Source organism: Amycolatopsis jejuensis, from assembly GCF_000717335.1.
Taxonomy (GTDB): Bacteria; Actinomycetota; Actinomycetes; order Mycobacteriales; family Pseudonocardiaceae; genus Amycolatopsis; species Amycolatopsis jejuensis.
This window is the reverse complement of sequence record NZ_JNYZ01000042.1, coordinates 57,026-75,577: the sequence shown is the minus strand read 5'-3', so window position 1 is coordinate 75,577 and position 18,552 is coordinate 57,026. Positions and strand designations below refer to the sequence as shown.

20 protein-coding genes are annotated in these 18,552 nt (G+C 67.5%); 15 read left to right on the top strand and 5 right to left on the bottom strand.

Annotation, left to right across the window (positions count from 1 at the left end):
• Window positions 1–22: 22 nt before the first annotated feature.
• From OO71_RS40560 to OO71_RS40550, 3 genes are read left to right on the top strand one after another with little or no spacing between them, the layout of a single operon-like run.
• Window positions 23–799, top strand: a complete 777-nt coding sequence (locus tag OO71_RS40560; RefSeq protein WP_033295370.1) for a glutaminyl-peptide cyclotransferase — start codon at window positions 23–25, stop codon at window positions 797–799.
• Window positions 800–837: 38 nt separating this feature from the next.
• Entirely contained in the window at window positions 838–2,898 is a 2,061-nt protein-coding gene (locus OO71_RS40555) for an MFS transporter (RefSeq protein WP_033295369.1), read from the top strand.
• Window positions 2,899–2,907: 9 nt separating this feature from the next.
• Entirely contained in the window at window positions 2,908–3,384 is a 477-nt protein-coding gene (locus tag OO71_RS40550) for a DUF2771 family protein (protein ID WP_033295368.1), read from the top strand.
• Window positions 3,385–3,448: 64 nt separating this feature from the next.
• On the opposite strand, the gene OO71_RS40545 is transcribed toward OO71_RS40550, so the two are convergent.
• Window positions 3,449–3,835, bottom strand: a complete 387-nt coding sequence (locus OO71_RS40545) for a cold-shock protein (RefSeq protein WP_007033367.1) — start codon at window positions 3,833–3,835, stop codon at window positions 3,449–3,451.
• A gap of 131 nt (window positions 3,836–3,966) precedes the next feature.
• Between OO71_RS40545 and OO71_RS40540 the strand changes: the two genes are divergently transcribed.
• Window positions 3,967–4,194 (top strand): hypothetical protein, encoded by a 228-nt coding sequence (locus OO71_RS40540; RefSeq protein ID WP_033295367.1) that lies wholly within the window; start codon window positions 3,967–3,969, stop codon window positions 4,192–4,194.
• A 731-nt stretch (window positions 4,195–4,925) separates the two neighbouring features.
• Here the strand turns inward: OO71_RS40540 and OO71_RS40535 are convergent.
• Complete coding sequence (locus tag OO71_RS40535) at window positions 4,926–5,546, bottom strand: HAD family hydrolase (protein ID WP_033295366.1); 621 nt, start codon at window positions 5,544–5,546, stop codon at window positions 4,926–4,928.
• Window positions 5,547–5,653: 107 nt separating this feature from the next.
• Between OO71_RS40535 and OO71_RS40530 the strand changes: the two genes are divergently transcribed.
• Together OO71_RS40530 and OO71_RS40525 are read left to right on the top strand one after the other, a co-directional pair.
• Window positions 5,654–6,301: a TetR/AcrR family transcriptional regulator gene (locus OO71_RS40530; RefSeq protein ID WP_051792885.1), complete on the top strand. Its 648-nt coding sequence runs from the start codon at window positions 5,654–5,656 to the stop codon at window positions 6,299–6,301.
• Complete coding sequence (locus tag OO71_RS40525; RefSeq protein ID WP_033295365.1) at window positions 6,298–7,269, top strand: R2-like ligand-binding oxidase; 972 nt, start codon at window positions 6,298–6,300, stop codon at window positions 7,267–7,269. Before OO71_RS40530 ends, OO71_RS40525 begins: the two co-directional genes overlap by 4 nt.
• 40 nt (window positions 7,270–7,309) lie before the next feature.
• Here the strand turns inward: OO71_RS40525 and OO71_RS40520 are convergent, their stop codons facing one another.
• The gene (locus tag OO71_RS40520) at window positions 7,310–8,968 is read right to left on the bottom strand and encodes an AMP-binding protein (protein ID WP_033295364.1); all 1,659 of its coding nucleotides are present in this window, start codon (window positions 8,966–8,968) and stop codon (window positions 7,310–7,312) included.
• Window positions 8,969–9,116: 148 nt separating this feature from the next.
• On the opposite strand from OO71_RS40520, the gene OO71_RS40515 reads away from it, so the two are divergent.
• The 9 genes from OO71_RS40515 to OO71_RS40475 all read left to right on the top strand — a co-directional run bounded on the left by OO71_RS40515 (window position 9,117) and on the right by OO71_RS40475 (window position 16,896).
• Entirely contained in the window at window positions 9,117–9,917 is an 801-nt protein-coding gene (locus OO71_RS40515) for an ESX secretion-associated protein EspG (protein WP_084145613.1), read from the top strand.
• A gap of 125 nt (window positions 9,918–10,042) precedes the next feature.
• On the top strand, window positions 10,043–10,417 hold the full coding sequence (locus OO71_RS40510; RefSeq protein ID WP_033295362.1) for a hypothetical protein: 375 nt from the start codon (window positions 10,043–10,045) through the stop codon (window positions 10,415–10,417).
• Complete coding sequence (locus OO71_RS40505) at window positions 10,418–10,930, top strand: hypothetical protein (protein ID WP_033295361.1); 513 nt, start codon at window positions 10,418–10,420, stop codon at window positions 10,928–10,930.
• Window positions 10,931–11,609: 679 nt separating this feature from the next.
• On the top strand, window positions 11,610–12,149 hold the full coding sequence (locus tag OO71_RS50675) for a hypothetical protein (RefSeq protein WP_156096801.1): 540 nt from the start codon (window positions 11,610–11,612) through the stop codon (window positions 12,147–12,149).
• Window positions 12,150–12,246: 97 nt separating this feature from the next.
• Complete coding sequence (locus OO71_RS40495) at window positions 12,247–12,720, top strand: hypothetical protein (protein ID WP_033295385.1); 474 nt, start codon at window positions 12,247–12,249, stop codon at window positions 12,718–12,720.
• Window positions 12,717–14,165 (top strand): hypothetical protein, encoded by a 1,449-nt coding sequence (locus tag OO71_RS40490; protein ID WP_033295359.1) that lies wholly within the window; start codon window positions 12,717–12,719, stop codon window positions 14,163–14,165. The genes OO71_RS40495 and OO71_RS40490 overlap by 4 nt, the downstream gene beginning before the upstream one ends.
• 295 nt (window positions 14,166–14,460) lie before the next feature.
• Entirely contained in the window at window positions 14,461–15,711 is a 1,251-nt protein-coding gene (locus OO71_RS40485) for an amidohydrolase family protein (protein WP_033295358.1), read from the top strand.
• 73 nt (window positions 15,712–15,784) lie between these two features.
• A complete protein-coding gene (locus tag OO71_RS40480; RefSeq protein ID WP_033295384.1) occupies window positions 15,785–16,525 on the top strand; it encodes a PhzF family phenazine biosynthesis protein in 741 nt (246 codons plus the stop codon).
• Complete coding sequence (locus tag OO71_RS40475; RefSeq protein WP_033295357.1) at window positions 16,525–16,896, top strand: YccF domain-containing protein; 372 nt, start codon at window positions 16,525–16,527, stop codon at window positions 16,894–16,896. The genes OO71_RS40480 and OO71_RS40475 overlap by 1 nt, the downstream gene beginning before the upstream one ends.
• Here the strand turns inward: OO71_RS40475 and OO71_RS40470 are convergent.
• Both OO71_RS40470 and OO71_RS40465 read right to left on the bottom strand, forming a co-directional pair.
• A complete protein-coding gene (locus OO71_RS40470; protein ID WP_033295356.1) occupies window positions 16,893–17,687 on the bottom strand; it encodes a metallophosphoesterase family protein in 795 nt (264 codons plus the stop codon). The genes OO71_RS40475 and OO71_RS40470 overlap by 4 nt on opposite strands.
• A 37-nt stretch (window positions 17,688–17,724) precedes the next feature.
• Window positions 17,725–18,519: an HAD-IIA family hydrolase gene (locus OO71_RS40465; protein ID WP_033295355.1), complete on the bottom strand. Its 795-nt coding sequence runs from the start codon at window positions 18,517–18,519 to the stop codon at window positions 17,725–17,727.
• Window positions 18,520–18,552 lie beyond the last annotated feature (33 nt).

Below are 18,552 nucleotides of genomic sequence, written 5' to 3'. Positions count from 1 at the left end.
CGCCCGTGCCAGGCTGTTCCTCGTGCGAACCCTGATCATCTGGCCGCTGCTGACCGCCGCCCTGCTCGGCGGCTGCGCAGCAACACCAGCAGGTACCCCGGCAGCGACACCACCCGGGTCCGAACAGCTCACCGTCCAGGTGATCGAGGAGCTACCGCACGATGCATCCGCCTTCACCGAAGGGCTCGAATACTCCGGCACGACGCTGTACGAGAGCCGCGGCCTCGAAGGACAGTCGGCGATCACCGCAGGTCCGCCGGAGCGGCGAGTGGCGGTCCCGGCGCCGCTCTTCGCCGAAGGCATCACCGTGCTCGGGCCCAAGTTGTGGCAGCTGACCTGGCGCGACGGCGTCGCCATCGAACGCGACTCCACCACGCTGCACGAGCTGCGCCGAGTCCGCTACGACGGCGAGGGCTGGGGTTTGTGCCACCAACCCAGCGGACGGCTCGTGATGAGCAATGGGTCATCCAAGCTCACTTTCCGTAACTCGCAAACGTTTGCGGAGACAGGTTCCGTCGACGTCGGCGTGGATCAGCTGAATGAGCTGGAGTGCGTCGGTGACACGGTGTACGCGAACGTGTGGCAGACCGGCACCATCCTGCGCATCGACGCGAACACCGGAAACGTCACCGCCCGCATCGACGCGAGCCGCCTCCGCACCCCGGTCCGCCCCGGCGAAGACGTGCTCAACGGCATCGCCGCGATCCCCGGTACGGACGAGTTCCTGCTGACCGGAAAGCTGTGGCCGTCGTCGTTCCGCGTGAAGTTCGTCCCCGAAAATCAGAGAACCGGCACGTGAGCGGGCGGGACGTGACCCGCATGAGGCAGGATTGAACCGTGGCACTCTTCGGTTCGCGGTCCGACTCCGACAACCCCCTCGGCGGGCAGTCGGGCAAAGGCCGTGGGCGGAAGAAGCGCCGCTGGACTCCCGAGCCGAGTGCCGCGCAGGCCCGGCCATGGCGCGACGCGACCCGGATGGACCACGCCGTCGACCAGCACACCCGCCAGGTGCCGCCGGAGTACGCGGCCGAACCTCCCCGTGCGCGTCCTGAGAACGTCCCGCCGGAGCCGCCCCGCGCGCGTCCCGAACGCATCCCACCCGAGCCGCCTCGGGCCCGGCCCGAACACTCCGCCGAGCCACGGCGCGCTCCAGAACCACCCCGGGCGCGGCCGGAGAACATCCCGCCGGAGCCGCCCCGCGGACACCCCCAGCCGCGAAGCCCCTTCTACGACAACGCGCCCCCGTACCAGGCGAACGCCGACGAAGCGCCGACCGGAGCCGTCCCGATGGGGCACCGTCCGCCGCCTCCGCGGGGCGCCCGTCCGTACCCGCCGCGCGAGCACCGCACCGAGCCGGTGCATCCGCGGCCATACGACGACCGTTCCGGCAGCGCGGGTTACGAGCACTACGACACCGGCGGCTACGCGGGTGAGCCGCGGGTCGACGGCGAGCAGGACGAGGCGCTGCACACCACCGCCGTGCCCGGCGCCGGGTCGATCCCGAAGCTGCCGAAGAAACTCACGGTCACGCGGGTCGCCGCGTTGCGCAGCCGTCAGCTGAGCGGGCAGGCGATCGGCGCATTCCAGCGCGCCACGAAGGCCGACGGCGCGGACAAGTCCGGTCTCACCTCGCTGATGTACGCGGTGATGCTCAACTACGCCAGCGACGCCGCGATGGCGATCGCACTGGCCAACACCCTGTTCTTCGCCGCCACGAGCGGGGAGAGCAAGGGCAAAGTCGCGCTGTACCTGCTGATCACGATCGCGCCGTTCGCGCTCGTCGCGCCGGTGATCGGCCCGGCGCTGGACCGGATCCAGCGTGGCCGGCGGCTCGCGATGTGCGTGGCGTCGGTCGGCCAGGGCCTGATGGCCGTGGTGATGGCGTTGCACTTCGACGACTGGCTGCTGTACCCGGCGGCGCTCGGCATGATGGTGCTGTCGAAGTCGTTCACGGTGCTGAAGGCAGCCGTCACCCCGCGGGTGGTGCCGCCGGAGATCACGCTGTCGAAGACGAACGCGCGGATCACCGTGTTCGGCCTCGTCTCGGCCGGGGTGTTCGGTGCGCTCGCGAGCGGCGTGAACAGCCTGACCGGGTCGGCGGGTGCGTTGTGGTTCACCGCTGCGATCTGCGTTGCGGCGGCAGTGCAGTCGATGCGGATTCCGTCGTGGGTCGAGGTGACCGAGGGCGAAGTTCCGACGTCCCTGTCCGCCCACCCGGAGGCGAAACAGAAGCGGCGTCGGCAGCCGATGGGACGGCACATCGTGGTTGCCTTGTGGGGCAACGGTTCCGTACGGGTGCTCACCGGTTTCCTGATGATGTTCGCGGCCTTCGCGGTGAAGGCGCAGACCGAAGGATCCGGCCACAGTCCGTTCACTCAGTTGCTGCTGCTCGGCGTGATCGGCGCGGCGGCCGGGGCAGGCGGGTTCGTCGGGAACGCACTCGGTTCACGGCTGCATTTCGGGTCGCCGGACCAGGTGGTCGTGGCGTGCGTGGCGGCCTGTGTCGTCACGACGCTGGTCGCGACGTTGCTGCCGGGCCTCGCGACCGCCGCGATCGTCGGCCTGGTCGGTGCGACAGCGAGTGCGTTGGCGAAGATCAGCCTCGACGCGGTGATCCAGGAGGATCTGCCGGAACGGTCGCGGGCGTCGGCGTTCGGGCGTTCGGAGACGGTGCTGCAGATGTCGTGGTGCTTCGGCGGTGCGGTCGGACTGCTGCTGCCGCCGACGTACTGGATCGGGTTCCTGGTGGTCACGGTGCTGCTGGCGATCGGGCTGGCGCAGACGTACCTGGTCCGCCGCGGCGGTTCGCTCGTCCCTGGCCTCGGCGGCGACCGCCCGCTCCGCCCGGAGCCGACCGGCAGCTTCCCCGCCCAGGGTGCGGACCGGGGCCGCCGGTAACCTCGGGCCATGCGACGTTCCCGGGTGGTGGCCGTGCTCGCGGCCGGTGGTTTCGCCGTGGCCGGCTGCTCCGCGCCGGGCCCGGCGGAGGTGACGTTCTACGGCGACGGGCACACGATCAGCGTCTCCCCCATCACGAACTGCGACATCAAGACGGGCATCTGCTCGGCCGACCCGCGCGCGGCAGGCAAGCTCAAGATGCGCCCGGGACGGTCGGTGCAGATCTCGGTGCCGAAGGCGATCGCGGAAACACCGTGGAAGGTCACCGTGCAGTACGTGAACGGCAAGGGAGAACCCCAGCCGCTCAAGGAGGAGATCATCACCTCCGGCGACCGCTACGCGTTCACGGCGACCCCGCCCGCGAAGGACGACCAGATCGTGGTCGTCGAAATCGCCCAGGCGTCGGTGATCAGCCGCACCGGCGACCCGAACGACGCAGAACCCGTCACGACCGCACTGTGGTCGTTGCAGGTACAGCCTGCTTGACAGGTCTGTCTGGGGTCACTCGGTTACGCGGCTCGTCGGCGTTCTCCCCGTTTTGCCCCCCGGATCACGGGTCGAGGTCACGGGCGACCGCCCGCATGATCTCCGCGATCTGCTTGGTGTGCTTGCGATCCGGGTAGCGATTGCGGCGCAGGTCCGGCTGGACCTTGAGCTCCAGCAGCTTGATCATGTCCTCGATGAGGCCGTGCAGCTCCTCCGCCGGCCGACGGCGCGCTTCGGCAACCGACGGCGGCGGGTCCAGCAGCCGGACGGAGAGCGCCTGCGGCCCGCGCCGCCCGTCGGCGACGCCGAATTCGAGGCGCTGCCCGGCTTTGAGCCCCTCGACGCCCTGCGGCAGCGCGGCCTTGCGGATGTAGACGTCGGCGCCGCCGTCCTGAGTGACGAAGCCGAACCCCTTCTCCGCGTCGTACCACTTGACCTTGCCGGTCGGCACTTCCCTCACCAGTCCTTCTGCTGTGCAGGTCACGACGAACGCGCCCCGGGCGAACCCGAGGCGCGCGTCCGTCAAGCGTATCTCGCCACAGCCGCTGGGGAGAAGCGGATACTGCCGTTACGCTCGGCGCCATGGAAAACGCAGCGAAGCAGACCGGCAAACCGATCCTCATGCGGATCGGCATCGGCCTGTTCGCCATCGGCATGCTCGCGGTGGCGGCGGTGTTCGTGATGTTCGCCGCCGGCCTGGAGAACCTGCCGGTGTGGCTCAGCGCGGCCGCCGGAGTGATCACGCCGCTGGGCCTGCTGCTCGGCCTGATCGCCCTGATCCAGGAAGCCCGAGCCGGGAAACACGGCTGACCTGCGCTTTGTGCCGGGTGGAAGCCGTTCTGGATGGGTGGACGCCTTTCTGGATGGGTGGACGCCTTTCCGGATGGGTGAACGCCACCCGGAAAGGTGGGCGCCACCGCGAATAGGTGGACGCCACCCGGAAAGGGTGGGCCACCTCGGGTAGGTGGACGCCACCCCGGACGGGACTGCACCGGATCGGCCTGCGGAAGTAGTTCCGGCTCGGCCCGGGCTGGCCCAGCCCGCCAGCTCAGGCCCGGCACACCCTGCTCCGGTCGACCTGGCCCCAGCTCACCCAGACCGGCCCGGTCGACACCAGCCGAGCCCAACTTCAGCCCAGTGCTGGCCCGCCCTGCCGGGTTGGTTTGGCCCAACGCACTCGACCCAGCCTCCGGCCGCGCCGAACTGGCCAGCCCAACCCCGGCCAGGCCCGACACCCGCCGAACCGACCCCAGCCAGGCCCGCACCAGGCGAACCGGCCCCAGCCAGGCCCGCCCAGCATCGGCCGGACTGACCCCAGCCAGGCCCGCCCAGCATCGGCCGAGCTGACTCCGGCCAGGCCCGCACCAGGCGAACTGGCCCAGGCCAGGCCCGCCCGACACCCGCAGAACCCACCCCAGCCAGACCCGCCCGACACCAGCCAAGCTGACTCCGGCGAAGGCCGCCCGACACCAGCCGATGCTGACCCGGCCAGGCCCGCCCCAGCCGTCCCGAAATGGTCAGCTCTCAACCACCCGCCCCAGTCACACCGCCGTCCCCACGAAGGTCGTCGCGAACCACTCCGGGAACTCCGCCAGGGAGTCGAACACCACGTCCGCCCCTGCGGTGCTCAGCTCCTCCCGTGAACAAGGTCCCGTGGCCACGCCCACCGACAGCGCGCCTGCCGCGCGGGCGCCCTCGACGTCGCCAAGGTGGTCGCCCACATACGCGCGCGCGTCGTGGGCCAGCAGGGCTTCCGCCTTTTGTGTGGACCACAGTTCGCCAACCAGGTCGTCGACCTCCAGGCCCAGTGCGTCGACGTGCAGTTGCGCGTTCGGTGCGTACTTTCCCGTGACCACCAGCGTTCGCCCGCCTGCCGCGCGGACCGCGCGCAATGCCTCCGCCGCGCCCGGCAGCGCGACCGTGCTCGGCACGACCAGTTCCGGGTACAGCTCCCGGAACCGTCCGATCAGACCCGGGATCCGCTCCTCCGGCGCCTCGAACCCACGTAACGCCTGGTCGAGCGGCGGCCCCAGGTTCGCCGCGAACGCCTCTCCGTCGAACGCCAGTCCGGACTCCTTTCCCAGTGCGTTCATTGCCGCGACCATGCCCGGCCGCGGGTCGATCAGTGTCATGTCGAGGTCGAATCCCACAGTGATGCCCACGTCCCACACGGTAACCGTCCCCACCGACAATTCCCGGCACCGCTGTACAGCAGAACCCGTCAGGTAAAGGTTCTTGACACAGATTGATCCTGTGTCAAGCTGGCACTGTGACCAGCTTCACCGAGCGAACCAAGGCAACGCTCCGCGAGACGCTGCTCGACGCGGCCGCGGACCTGCTCCCTGACCGCGGCCGCCAGGGCCTGCGAATGGCTGACGTCGCCGCGCGCGCCGGGGTCAGCAGGCAAACCGTTTACAACGAGTTCGGCAGCAAGGCGGCGCTCACGCAGGCCGTCGCACTGCGTACGGCGGCGGTGTTCCTCGACGGCATCCGCTGCCGCTTCGAAGACGCCGAAAGCCTGCTCACGGGCATCCACGGCGCGGTCGTCTACACGATCGAGCACGCCCGCGAGAACCGGCTGATCGCGGCGGCGCTCGGCACCGAAGCCGGCGAGGACCTGCTTCCCCTGCTGACGTCGCGGGGCGAGCCGATCCTCACCGCGGCCGCCGACCTCGCCGCGCAGCAGTACCTCGCGCTCGAGCCGCGGCTCACCCCGGAATCCGCTGCCCTGCTTGCGGAAACGGTGGTCCGGCTCTCGCTCAGCCACCTGGTGCTGCCCACGCATTCCGCACCCGAAGCCGCCGACGCGATCCTCGCCGTCCTCACGCCCGCCGTCGCACAATTCATCCACAGTGGACACAGTGGACACAGTCGACACGCTGCCAACCACACAGTGAACCGAAAGGGCCGGCCATGACCGAGACGCTTCCCGAGCTGCGCAGCGGATTCTCGTCTCTGCGCAAAGGCGGGCTCAACTGGGATTCGTTCCCGTTGCGCCTGTTCGTCAAGGGCAACAACAAGTTCTGGAATCCGGCCGACCTGGATTTCAGCCGGGAACGCGAAGGCTGGGAAAGCCTGACGTCGGAACAACAGCGCTCCACCACTTATCTCGTAGCGCAGTTCATCGCCGGTGAAGAAGCGGTCACCGAGGACATCCAGCCGTTCATGCGCGCGATGTCGGCCACCGGCCGCTTCGGCGACGAAATGTACCTGACGCAATTCTGTTTCGAGGAAGCCAAACACGTCGAGGTCTTCCGGCGCTGGATGGACGCCGTCGGGCTGCACGCCGATCTGCACTCCTACGTCGCGGAAAACCCGCACTACCGCAAGCTTTTCTACGAGGAGCTGCCCCAGTCGCTGCGTGCACTGGAAGACGACCCCAGCCCACTCAACCAAATCCGCGCGAGCGTGACGTACAACCACGTGATCGAGGGCAGCCTTGCCCTCACCGGCTACTATTCCTGGCAGCTGATCTGCACCAAAAATCAAATCCTGCCGGGAATGCAGGATCTGGTACGCCACATCGGCGACGACGAACGCCGTCACATGGCGTGGGGTACTTTCACCTGCCGCCGCCACGTCGCCGCGGATGATTCCCTTTGGGACGCGGTACAACAACGGATGGGCGAACTGCTGCCGCACGCCCTTGGCATGATCCAGTGGGTACAGGACCAATTCGAGGAAGTCCCCTTCGACAACGACCCGCAGGAATTGCTGCAGTACGCGGCAGACCGCGCCCAGCGCCGGCTGGGTGCCATCGAATCGGCGCGCGGCACCCCGGTCGAGCAGATCGACGTGGACTACTCGCCGGAGCAACTGGAAGACACGTTCGGCGAGGAAGACGAGAAGGCAATCGCCGAAGCTGCTGCGGCAGCGACGTCCTGACCCGGCAGCGGCCGTCCGAAGTGGACGGCCGCCGCGGTGGTCAGGCGTGTTTCTCGGAGGCCGCCTTTTCCAGCCCCAGCAAGGTCACGGATTGCTGACGCATTTCGACCTTCCGCACCTTTCCGGTGACCGTCATCGGGAATTCCTCGACGACGTGGATGTACCGCGGAATCTTGTAATGCGCCAGTTTCCCTTGGCAGAACTCGCGAACCGTTTCCGCCGTGAGCGGCTCGGCGCCCTCGCGCATCCGGATCCAGGCCATCAGTTCTTCGCCGTACTTGACGTCCGGCACGCCGATCACCTGTGCGTCAAGGACATCCGGGTGCGTGTAGAGGAATTCCTCGATCTCGCGCGGGTAAACGTTCTCGCCGCCGCGGATCACCATGTCCTTGATCCGGCCGGTGATGTTGAGATAACCGTCGTCGTCCATCACCGCGAGGTCGCCGGTGTGCATCCAGCGCGCGGAATCGATGGCCTCGGTGGTCTTTTCCGGTTCCTCCCAATAACCGAGCATCACCGAATACCCGCGGGTGCACAGTTCGCCAGGAGTGCCGCGCGGGACGGTCAACCCGGTTTCCGGATCGACCACTTTGGACTCCAGATGCGGCCCGACCCTGCCCACAGTGGACACTCGACGTTCCACCGAATCGTCGGCGCGGGTCTGCGTGGACACCGGCGACGTCTCGGTCATGCCGTAGCAGATGGACACCTCCGTCATCCCCATCCGGTCGATGACCTGCTTCATCACCTCGACCGGGCACGGCGAACCGGCCATGATCCCGGTGCGCAGGCTGGTCAGGTCGTACGTCTCGAAGTCCGGGTCGTTGAGCTCGGCGATGAACATGGTCGGGACGCCGTAGAGCGACGTGCAGCGTTCCGCCGAGACCGCGTCGAGCGTCGCTTTCGGGTCGAACGCCGGGGCCGGGATCACCATGCACGATCCGTGACTGGTGCACGCGAGGTTGCCCATCACCATGCCGAAACAGTGGTAGAAGGGCACCGGAATGCAGACCCGGTCCGCCTCCGAGTAGTTGCACAGCTCGCCGACGAAGTAGCCGTTGTTGAGGATGTTGTGGTGACTGAGCGTGGCGCCCTTGGGGAATCCGGTGGTACCGGACGTGTACTGGATGTTGATCGGGTCGTCGGCGGACAAACCGGCCTGCAGCTTGGCGAGCAACGCCGGGTCGCCGCCGCGGCCGGACTCCATCAGGTCCGTCCAGGAATCGGTGCCGAGCAGCACGACGAACTCGACGCCGGGAGTGTTCGGCCGGACCTCATCGATCATGGCGGCGTAGTCGGACGTCTTGAACTTGTCCGCGGCCACGAGCATGCGGATGCCGGCCTGGTTGAGCACGTACTGCAGCTCGTGTGAGCGATAAGCCGGGTTGATGTTGACCAGGATCGCGCCGATTTTGGCCGTCGCGTACTGCAGGAACGTCCACTCGGCCCGGTTGGGCGACCAGATGCCGACGCGGTCGCCCTTGCCGATGCCGGAAGCGATGAGCCCGTGCGCGACGGTGTCGACCTCGGCGGCGAGCTCGCGGTAGGTCCACCGGGTCCCGGCAGCGTGGTCGACGAGCGCATCACGGTCACCGAACGTGGCCACCGTACGGTCGAAATTGTCCCCGATGGTGTCGCCGAGCAGGGGAACTTCGGAGATCCCGGAGGCGTAACTGGGCAGTGCGGGCGCGTCAGGCATGGGTGCCTCCCGTGGCGGTCTTCGTCGACATGGCCGAGTCTAGGCGCGCGCTCGCGCACCTCCACCACCCACGATGTGGGGTGCGCGGGCTTGCACGACCGGCTGATCATGGTAGGCGTTCCGCTACGCTCGGTACCGGGTTGTTTTCGTGCACGAGGGGACGAGGACGTTGCCGGAGGAATTCTCCCTTGGCTTGATCGAGACCGACGTGGCCGTGCGGCGCAGCGGGCTGCCCGCGTCGTGGCATCCGTTCGAGATCCGCAGCGCCGGCCGCACGATGACGGAACACGAGCGCCTGTCCGACGAAGCATGGTCCGCCCTGCGCGCCCGAGGCCTGGCCGACGGCGAGAAACTCGACCCGGACGTCGTGGCCACGCTGCGCACCTGGACCCGGCCGGACGTGCTGATCATCGTGCGCGCGGCGGAATTGCCGTCCGGAACGGTGCTGTACCGAGCGTGTATCGGCGAGGGGCTCGGCGTGTTCTCCGAGCAGGTGGACGACGGGCTCCGCTTCCGCCGCGTCCGCCCGGAACGGCTGGTGGAACTGCTGCTGAGCATGTTCCCGGAGTACCAGGCGCTGCCGGTGCCCGCGGTGGCGATCACGCAGGCGGCCCCTCGTTTTAGTTCGGATTCGGGTTCGGGTTCCGATTTCACCGACCGCGACTTCTCGTCGGAGGCCCCCCTCCCGTCCCGCCGCGACCGCGACGCGCTGGCCGCGTACTCCCGCTGGCCGTTGCACCGGCACGGCACGGTGGAACTCTCACTACGCGCCCGCCACGGCACCCTGCGAGCCATCTCGACGGCGACTTTCGTGGACACGGACGGGGGGCGGTATCTCACGTTTTCGGAGCGTTTGGCGGATGGCGGGTTTCGGCTGCACTTCACTCCGTCCGGGGGTTCGCATTTGCGGAAGTGGCTGCTGGAGACGATCGAGGAAGGGGTCCGTTGAGAGGTGCTTTCGGTGCTTTGGTGGCTTTGGTGGCTTTGACCGGATGCAGCAGCCGGGTCGATGGGGTCGCGGTGGCTGTTCTTGGTCCGCCTGTCACGGCACCGTTGGCGCGGATGAGCTCTTGCGTGACGTTGGACAAGGCGTTGGCCGGGCAGGGGTTTTCTCCGGCGGCGCCCGCCACTGCGGACCCGGAACACGCCTGCCTGAGCTTGAAAGCGGGGATCGGCACGAACGGCCTGGTCCTCCAGGACGGCGAGACGATCGAGGAAAACATCGACGACCCGAACCGGACCGCGACTGGTCACGTCCACAACCGGAGGGCGATTCTCGAACGCAACCTGGTGGGTGCCAAGTCGGCGTGCGCAGTCCGGATGGAGGTTCCGCCACGGTCGCGAGCGATCGCCACCAGCTGGCTCTCAACCGGCAGTACGGACCAGGCGTGTGAGTCCGCGAAGGACCTGGCTGGCCGGATCGAACGTCTCCTACCGGAAGGAGGCTGAATGTCCGGCCGCCTTGCCGTGTGCACGATGACCACCTTCGTTGCCCTTGTCTCCGCCTGCACCAGCCCGATCGAGGGGACCGCGGCACCCTCGGCGACGACGCCAGAAGCCGCCCCGCTGGTCGGAATGAGTGCGTGCTTGACTCTCGACAAAGCCCTGACAGGGCAAGGTTTTCCGGCCGCATCGCTGAGCACGGCTGATCCGGAACATGCCTGCTCGACTCTGAAACACAACGTCGGAACCTATGGCTTGACACTCCAAGACGGCCAAACGATCGAGGAAAACATCGACCACCCGGACCGGACTGAAACCGGCCACGTGCGCGAGCGGCGGGCGATCCTCGAACGCAACCTGAACGGAACAGAGCTGGGCTGCGCAGTCCGGATGGAAGTACCGCCGCGGTCCCGCGCGATCGCCGTTGTCGCCCTTGCGACCGGCACCACCGAACAAGCATGCGACGCCGTGCGACGCCTCGCCGAGTCGGTCGAACTACTCCTGCCGAAAACTGGCTGACCACGGCTATGTACCGACCTCCAGCTGGACAGCGCACAGTCGACGTCCGCGGCACACAAAGCAGCGAAGAACTTGACAGGACCGGTCGAGCACCCATCTTCCGTACTGCGTTGACTGTGGTCACGCTTGTAGGTGTCCTCTCTGCCTGCGATGGCTCCACCCGCGGTCACGCCACCCCGGTGCCGGACCGCCCCGGCTCCACAGCCCCGCTGGCGGAAATCAGCCCGTGCGCGACCTTGGACAAGGCACTGGCCGGACAGGACTTCCCACCGGCAACGCCCTCAACCGCAGACCCTGAGCACGGCTGTTCCACCGACAAACCCCGCTTCGGCGGCGCGACCCTGGTACTCCAGGACGGGCAATCGATGGGACAAGACATCACCGACCCAAGTGTCACAAGGACCGGCGACGTGCACGGCCGAGCCGCGATCCTGGAACGCGGGCTCCTGGGATCCACCGGCGGATGCGCCGTCCGGATGGAAGTAAAGCCGAAGTCCCGCGCGATCGTGTCCGGAAGTCTGTCCACCGGCACCACTGATGCTGCGTGCAACTTCACGAGGCGGGTGGCGGAGGCGGTGGAGACGCTTCTGCCGCGGGGAACCTGAGCGCCGCTTGTGAGGGTGTGGCATTTATGCGATGCCGTCCCCAAGCTGGTCGGCTCACCCGTAGTGTGCAGGCTGTGACACGCCGCTCAGTGACCCTCGCCTGTCTCGCCACGCTCGCCTGCGCGCTCACCGCCTGCGACAGCGCCGTCGACGGGGCTCCGAAGCCCGCGCCTTCAGCCAGCGCTCCGGCCAGCTCGTCTGCGCAAGCCGACACTCCTTTGGCCGGGATGAGCTCCTGCGCGACTCTCGACAAGGCGCTGACCGGGCAGGGCTTTCCTGCGGCAGCGCCAAGCCCGGCGGACCCTGAACACGTATGCACGAGCGTGAAGGGCGGAACAGGCACCTACGGCTTGCTCCTGCAAGACGGCCAGACGATCGAGGAAAATATCCAGGACGTCAGCCAAACGGCGATGGGTCACGTGAACAAACGACGCGCGATTCTCGAGCGAAACTTGAATGGCACGCAGGCTACATGTGGTGTTCGGATGGAGATCCTGCCGCGATCACGCGCGATCGTCACGGCCTTCCTCACGACCGGCAGCACCGATCAAGCCTGTGAAGCCGCGAAAAACCTGGCAGGAGTCGTCGAACCGCTCTTGCCGCCTGCACGCTAGGCACTCCGGGCAAGTTTCGGCTAACCGCTGACACCGCGTTCGGTTACCCGTAAACTAGATGGCGAACACGGAGCGTACCCGCAGGGAGGGGATGACGATGAGCGACGTCGGGTTCGGCAAGCAACAGGCCACAGCCGGCAGCGCCGGGCAAGACTTCCTGTCGGGAATCGTGAACCCGTTCGACGACGCGGGTGCGCAGAAGCTCAATCAAGGCGCACAACGGCTCAAGAAGCTCGCCCAAAACGGTGGATTCGCGATCAACGAGGAAGGCTTTCGTGCATACCTCGCCGTGTGTGACGAGTTCATCAAGAACCATAGCGATTCGAACTCAGATCTATTCTACCTTGGCACGCGTGCAAAGATGGGCTCGAGCGACTACGCGAAACGCGTCGCTGACTTCAACGTCAGCGTGGCAGCCGGTGGACCTGATTCGTTGACTCCGAACCTCAATCTACTCAAGACGAGTTTCGAGCAGGTCAAGGAAGCACTCGAAATCGCGCGGAAGAATTACCGCGAAACTGAAGACACGCACACTCAGACGTTCGCCAAAGGATTTGGGAGTGGGGAGTGAGCGGGAAGCGCGCGGAGAATCGTCAGTACGAGGGCGACTACTACGGTCAGACGCATACCGATCTCACCAAGAAGGCCACCCCTGGGCGGTTTGGGGTCGAGGATCAGCGGAATGTCCGCGATGGTGTCGACCAGCGGTCTCAGCACGCCGCGGCTGACTATTCGGTCACCCAAGGCGAGCAGTTGGTCCAGGGGCAGTCCCTTCGGGGGGACGCGCCCAGCCCGGACGCCAACTATGCGTCCCATCAGCATCAGGATCTCTACAACATGGTCCATACCGACATGGATCCTCGCGATATCGATGCCAAAGGGCGGGTTGCGAACAAGCTCGGCAACTGGCTGGCCGACCTGTCGAATGCCATCGATTCCGCTACCAAATCCTCCGGGATTTCGTGGCAAGGGGACGCTGCGGAGCAGGCGCATGGGTTTTTCCAGCAGACTGCGGCGTACACGGCGCAAACTGCCAGTGCGGCGCAGCTCAGTTCCAACCGCTATTCCCAGCAGGCGGCTGCTGCGGATTATGCGCAGAAGAACATGCCCGAGCCTACCGGGTTTGATCAGAAGGCCGAGATGGATCGGGCTACTTCGCAGATCAGCGCGGGCAATCCCTTTCAGGGTGCGCTTACCATGAATGGCATTGCGGCGAAGCAGGAGCAGGCCGACGCTGCGCATCAGCAGGCGGTTCAGGTTTTACAGGGGCTCGACAACACTTACCACGGCACCGCTACCACCCAACCGGCCTATTCACCGCCGCCGCAGCTTGGGGGGTCGGACAGCGGTACTCACGTCAGCAGTGCTCAGCCGATCAGTGCGCCCGGTGGGCAGAGCGGGGCGGTCGGGGGGCCTGGTGGGAGTGCCGGGAACTTTTCCGGGGCTCCTGGGCAGCTCGGCAGCGGGAGTGCAGCCACGGGTGGGGGGTATCCGCCTGCTGGTGGAGGGAGCAGTTACACGCCGGGGGTCAGCACCGGTGCTGGGTCGTTCAACAATCCCGCCGCGGGGGGTGGCTATCGTGCGCCGACGCCCAGTGGGTTCGGCCGGATTTCCCCCGAGGCGATGGCATTGGGGGCGGGTGCCGGGGTCGGCGGGGCCGGAGAGGACACCGTCCGTGGGCGGTCCGGGTCCGGGGGCAACGGCGGGCGTGGTGTCGGCGGCAACGCGGGCAGCCGGGTAACCGGGGGGACGCCGAAGCCGGGCGAGGGCAACAGCAGTGGCAAGGGTGCGGGCGAGCGGCTTGAACGTGGTGCTACCGCGGCCGCCAATGCCGGGAAAGCCGGTAAGCCTGGGGCGCCCGGGGTGGCGGGAACCGGAGCGGGCAAGAAGAAGGAAGAGGACAAAGAGCACAAGAACAAGATTCCGACGCAGATCGACCCTGATGAGGTCTTCGAGGTGCGGCCCGAGCGGGGGCCCAACGGGGAGAAGATCACGCCGCCGGTGCTGGGGGGCTGACGGGCGCCTGCGCGAGCGGCGGCGAAGACATTCTGCGCGGGCGGCGGCAAAGACGACGCGCACCAGTGGCTGCAGCGGCAACCCGTGCGGGTGGCAGCAACGGCAACTGCGCGGGTCGCGGCGAAGACATTCTGCGCGGGCGGTGGCAAAGACGACGCGCGCTGGGCGGCGGCAGCGGCAGCGGCTACCCGTGCGGGTGGTAGCAAGGGCAACCTGGGCGGGTCGCGGCAAAGACAACCCGCGCAGGTTGGCAACAAAACTGCGGCGCCGAGCGACCTCTGGGTGAGGTGAGCCCATGGGCAGCAGGCTGGCGGTGCGCGCGGAGCGGGTTTTCGACGGGGAGCGGTTCCTGCCGGAAGGGACCGTCGTGCTGGTTGACGACGGTCGGATCACTTCGGTCGGCCCAGCAACAGGACCGGCATCAGGGCCAACGGCGTCAGGGCCAACGGCGTCAGGACCGACGACACAAAAGACCCCGCAAAAGACTCCACAAGAGACCCCGCAAGCAGACCAAGTCCTCGATTTCCCCGGCGGAACCCTCCTCCCCGGGCTGATCGACGCGCACGTTCACCTCTGTTGCGACAGCAAGGAAGGCGCCCTCGACCGGCTGGCCGACCACGACCCGACCCAGCAGGCCCAGGTGATCGAGGCCGGCCTCCGACGTCAGCTCGCGGCGGGCGTCACCGCGGTACGGGACCTCGGTGACCGCAACTTCGCCACCCAGGACTGGCGTAACCGCGAAGGCCTGCCAAAAGTCGCGACAGCCGGGCCGCCCATCACCATCCCCGGTGGGCACTGCTGGAACATGGGTGGCGCGGTCAGTGGGGTCAAGCAGATCCGGGACGCAATCGCCGAGCGGGTGGACCGTGGGGTCGACGTCGTCAAGATCATGGGCAGCGGCGGGATCAACACGCAGGGCACCGACGTCTACAGCTGCCAGTTCAGTGACCCCGACCTTCGCCTGATCGTCGACCTTGCCCACGCCGCAAACCTGCCGGTCACGGTGCACGCTCATGCGCTCGCTGCCGTCGAGCAGGCCGTCGACGCTGGTGCGGACGGGATTGAGCACTGTACCTGCCTCACGCCCGACGGGGTTCGGCTCAGTGACCGCCTGATCCACAAGCTGAGCAGCAGAAACATCGCTGTCTGTCCGACCATCGGGGTCATGCCCGGCATGGTGCCGCCGGAGAAGATTCGGCGGCTGCTGGCGCGGTATGGGCTGTCGGTGGAGGCTCGCGCGAAGGATGCGGCGACGATGTTCGCGAAAGGGGTCCGGACGGTGTCCGGTGGTGATTCCGGGATCAACCAGGGTAAGCCGCACGGGGTGTTGCCGTGGTCGGTGGCCGGGCTGGTCACCGCCGGGGTTCCGCTGGTGGAAGCGCTTGCGTCGGCGACGTCGGTCGCTGCCGACGGGTGTGGGTTCGCCACGAAAGGGCGGATCCGGCCCGGTTTCGACGCCGATCTGGTCGTCGTGGATGGGGACCTCCCGGCGGCGCTCGGGCGGCCGGCCACGGTGATCATCAACGGGAACATCGCTGCGAGGTAAGGGAAAATCCCCGATGCCGGCGCGGCCGATGTCGGGAACGATGGACCCCATGAGCCCAGGTACCGTCGACACCATGCGATTCCACCTCGTCGACGCGTTCACCGACCGGGCTTTCACCGGGAATCCGGCCGGGGTCGTCGTGCTCGACGAGCCTGCGGACGCCGGGTGGATGCAGCAGGTCGCGGCCGAGATGAAGCACTCCGAGACGGCCTTCGTGGTCAACCGAGGCGACGTGAAGTCCCTTCGCTGGTTCACGCCCACCAAGGAAGTCGCGCTCTGCGGGCACGCCACCGTCGCCGTCACGCACGTTCTCGGCGGGCGGCAGGTCTACGACACCCTCAGCGGCCACCTCACCTGCACCAAAACCGGCGACTGGATCGAGATGGACTTCCCGGCCGACCCGCCCCTCGAAACCGGCGAAGACCTGAACCACATCATCCCCGGAGCGAGATTCACCGGACGGGCGCGGGAAAACCTGTTCGTCGTCCTCGAAAGCGCCGACGCGGTCCGCAAAGCGCAGCCGGACCTCGACGCCCTCCGCGAAACCTGGACCGGGCGGCTCGTGATCACCGCGCCGGGAGACGACTTCGTCAGCCGCTTCTTCGGACCCGGCGTTGGGGTCGACGAGGATCCCGTCACCGGGTCCGCGCACTGCTGCCTCGCCCCGTACTGGGCGGAAAAACTGGGCAAAACCGCCCTGACCGGAGCACAGCTGTCCGAGCGCGGCGGGACCGTTCGCGTGGAAGTCCGAGGCGACCGGGTCCTGCTGCGCGGGCAGGCGGTCACCGTGGTGAGCGGGGAGTTGCACGTCTGATGCGCCTGATTCTCAATGCACTCTGGCTCGTGCTGTGCGGCTTCTGGATGGCCCTGGGCTACCTGGTCGCCGGCGTGATCTGCTGCATCCTGATCGTCACGATCCCCTTCGGCATCGCTTCGTTCCGGATCGCGAACTACGCGTTGTGGCCGTTCGGGCGCACGGTGGTCGACCGGCGGGACGCGGGCGTCGGCTCGTTCCTCGGCAACGTGATCTGGTTCGTGTTCGCCGGGCTGTGGCTCAGCATCGGGCACCTGATCACCGGCACGCTGCTGTGCATCACGATCATCGGAATCCCGCTCGGACTGGCGAATTTCAAGATGATCCCGGTCTCCCTGATGCCGCTCGGCAAGGAAATCGTGGACGCCTAGTCCTCCGGTTCGAACGGCAGCTTCACCACGAGGCACGGCCCGCCCACGAACAACCCGCCGTCGATACCCAGCGCCTTGCCGCCCGCGTACAGGTACGGGCCTTCGATCTGCGACGGGTGAATCCCCAGCTGGTCGGCGATCACGCTGTGCCCGTGGACGATCCGCGAACCGCCAAGCGCCGCCAGCAGCCGGTCGGCGTTCTCCTCGCCTGCCGGGCCACGGAAGGCGTACCGGGTGGTCATCCGGCGCCACACGTCCCACCAGGATTCGAGGTTGCTGCCGGTCAGGATGTCGTGCGCGGTGGCGTTGATCGTGTCGAGATCCTCGCCCCAGTCGAGGTATTCGAGCGTGTCCGAGTGCAGCAGCAGATGGTCCTCGTCCAGCGCGACCAGCGGGCGCTCGGTGAGCCATTCGATGTGCTCCGGAGTGAGCCGGTCCTGGTCCGACAGCAGGCCGCCGTTGATCTCCCAGCTGCGGGCGAAACTGCGCGGGCCGAAGCCGGACGGCACCGGACGGTCGCCGAAGTGGTACATCCCGAGCAGCAGGATCTCGTGGTTGCCCAGCAGCATCTCCACCTGCCCGCCGGCGTCGGCCGCCTGCTCCTGCAGGCCGCGCACGAGGTCGATGACGCCGACGCCGTCCGGGCCGCGGTCGGTGAAATCGCCGAGGAACCACAACCGGTCTTCGGCGCCGGTCCAAGCGCCGTCGCCGTCGACCAGACCCTCGGCGCGCAAGGCGTCGGCCAGGGCATCACGATGCCCGTGGACGTCGCCCACCACATACACGCTCATCGCTCGACGATATGCCCTGCTCCCGGGCGGTGGCCGGTCAGCCTTCGCCGAACGGGTCACGCGTTCGCCCGATCAGGTCGGCGACCGAGTCGAGGACCTTCGTGGGACGGTAGGGGAAATTGTCCACCGATTCCGCCGTGGAAATGCCAGTGAGCACCAGAATCGTCTGCAGACCGGCCTCGATTCCGGAGTGCACGTCGGTGTCCATCCGGTCGCCGATCATGAGCGTCGACTCCGAGTGCGCGCCGAGCTGCCGCAGCGCCGACCGCATCATGAGCGGGTTCGGCTTGCCCACGTAGTACGGCGAGCGCCCGGTCGCCTTCTCGATCAGCGCCGCGACCGACCCGGTCGCCGGCATCGACCCCTCGACGCTCGGCCCGGTGGCATCCGGGTTCGTCGCGATGAACTTCGCGCCCCGTTCGATCAGCCGGATCGCGTTGGTGATCGAGGTGAAGCTGTACGTCCGGGTCTCGCCGAGTACGACGTAGTCCGGATCGCGCTCGGTGAGCACGTACCCGACCTCGTGCAGTGCCGTGGTGAGCCCTGCCTCGCCGATCACGAACGCGGTGCCGTTCGGCCGCTGCGAATCGAGGAACTTCGCGGTGGCCAGCGCCGAGGTCCAGATCGACTCCTCCGGGATGTCCAGACCAGTGCGCAGCAGCCGCGCCCGCAGGTCGCGCGGGGTGTAGATGGAGTTGTTGGTGAGCACCAGGAAGTCGATGGCGTTGTCGCGCAGCTCGGCAAGGAACTCGTCCGCGCCGGGCACGAGGTGCTCCTCGCGCACCAGGACGCCGTCCATGTCGCTCAGATAGGTCCACCGGGCTTCGGTCACCGTCGCAGGCCCCTCGCTTCTCGATCGGTCAAG

Bases quoted from the DNA above. Each gene is read 5' to 3' on its own strand.
- OO71_RS40505 (WP_033295361.1), top strand. From the start codon at position 10,418: ATGTCCGGCCGCCTTGCCGTGTGCACGATGACCACCTTCGTTGCCCTT.
- OO71_RS40550 (WP_033295368.1), top strand. From the start codon at position 2,908: ATGCGACGTTCCCGGGTGGTGGCCGTGCTCGCGGCCGGTGGTTTCGCC.
- OO71_RS40495 (WP_033295385.1), top strand. From the start codon at position 12,247: ATGAGCGACGTCGGGTTCGGCAAGCAACAGGCCACAGCCGGCAGCGCC.
- OO71_RS40470 (WP_033295356.1), bottom strand. From the start codon at position 17,687: ATGAGCGTGTATGTGGTGGGCGACGTCCACGGGCATCGTGATGCCCTG.
- OO71_RS40485 (WP_033295358.1), top strand. From the start codon at position 14,461: ATGGGCAGCAGGCTGGCGGTGCGCGCGGAGCGGGTTTTCGACGGGGAG.
- OO71_RS40520 (WP_033295364.1), bottom strand. From the start codon at position 8,968: ATGCCTGACGCGCCCGCACTGCCCAGTTACGCCTCCGGGATCTCCGAA.
- OO71_RS40525 (WP_033295365.1), top strand. From the start codon at position 6,298: ATGACCGAGACGCTTCCCGAGCTGCGCAGCGGATTCTCGTCTCTGCGC.
- OO71_RS40475 (WP_033295357.1), top strand. From the start codon at position 16,525: ATGCGCCTGATTCTCAATGCACTCTGGCTCGTGCTGTGCGGCTTCTGG.
- OO71_RS40540 (WP_033295367.1), top strand. From the start codon at position 3,967: ATGGAAAACGCAGCGAAGCAGACCGGCAAACCGATCCTCATGCGGATC.
- OO71_RS40480 (WP_033295384.1), top strand. From the start codon at position 15,785: ATGCGATTCCACCTCGTCGACGCGTTCACCGACCGGGCTTTCACCGGG.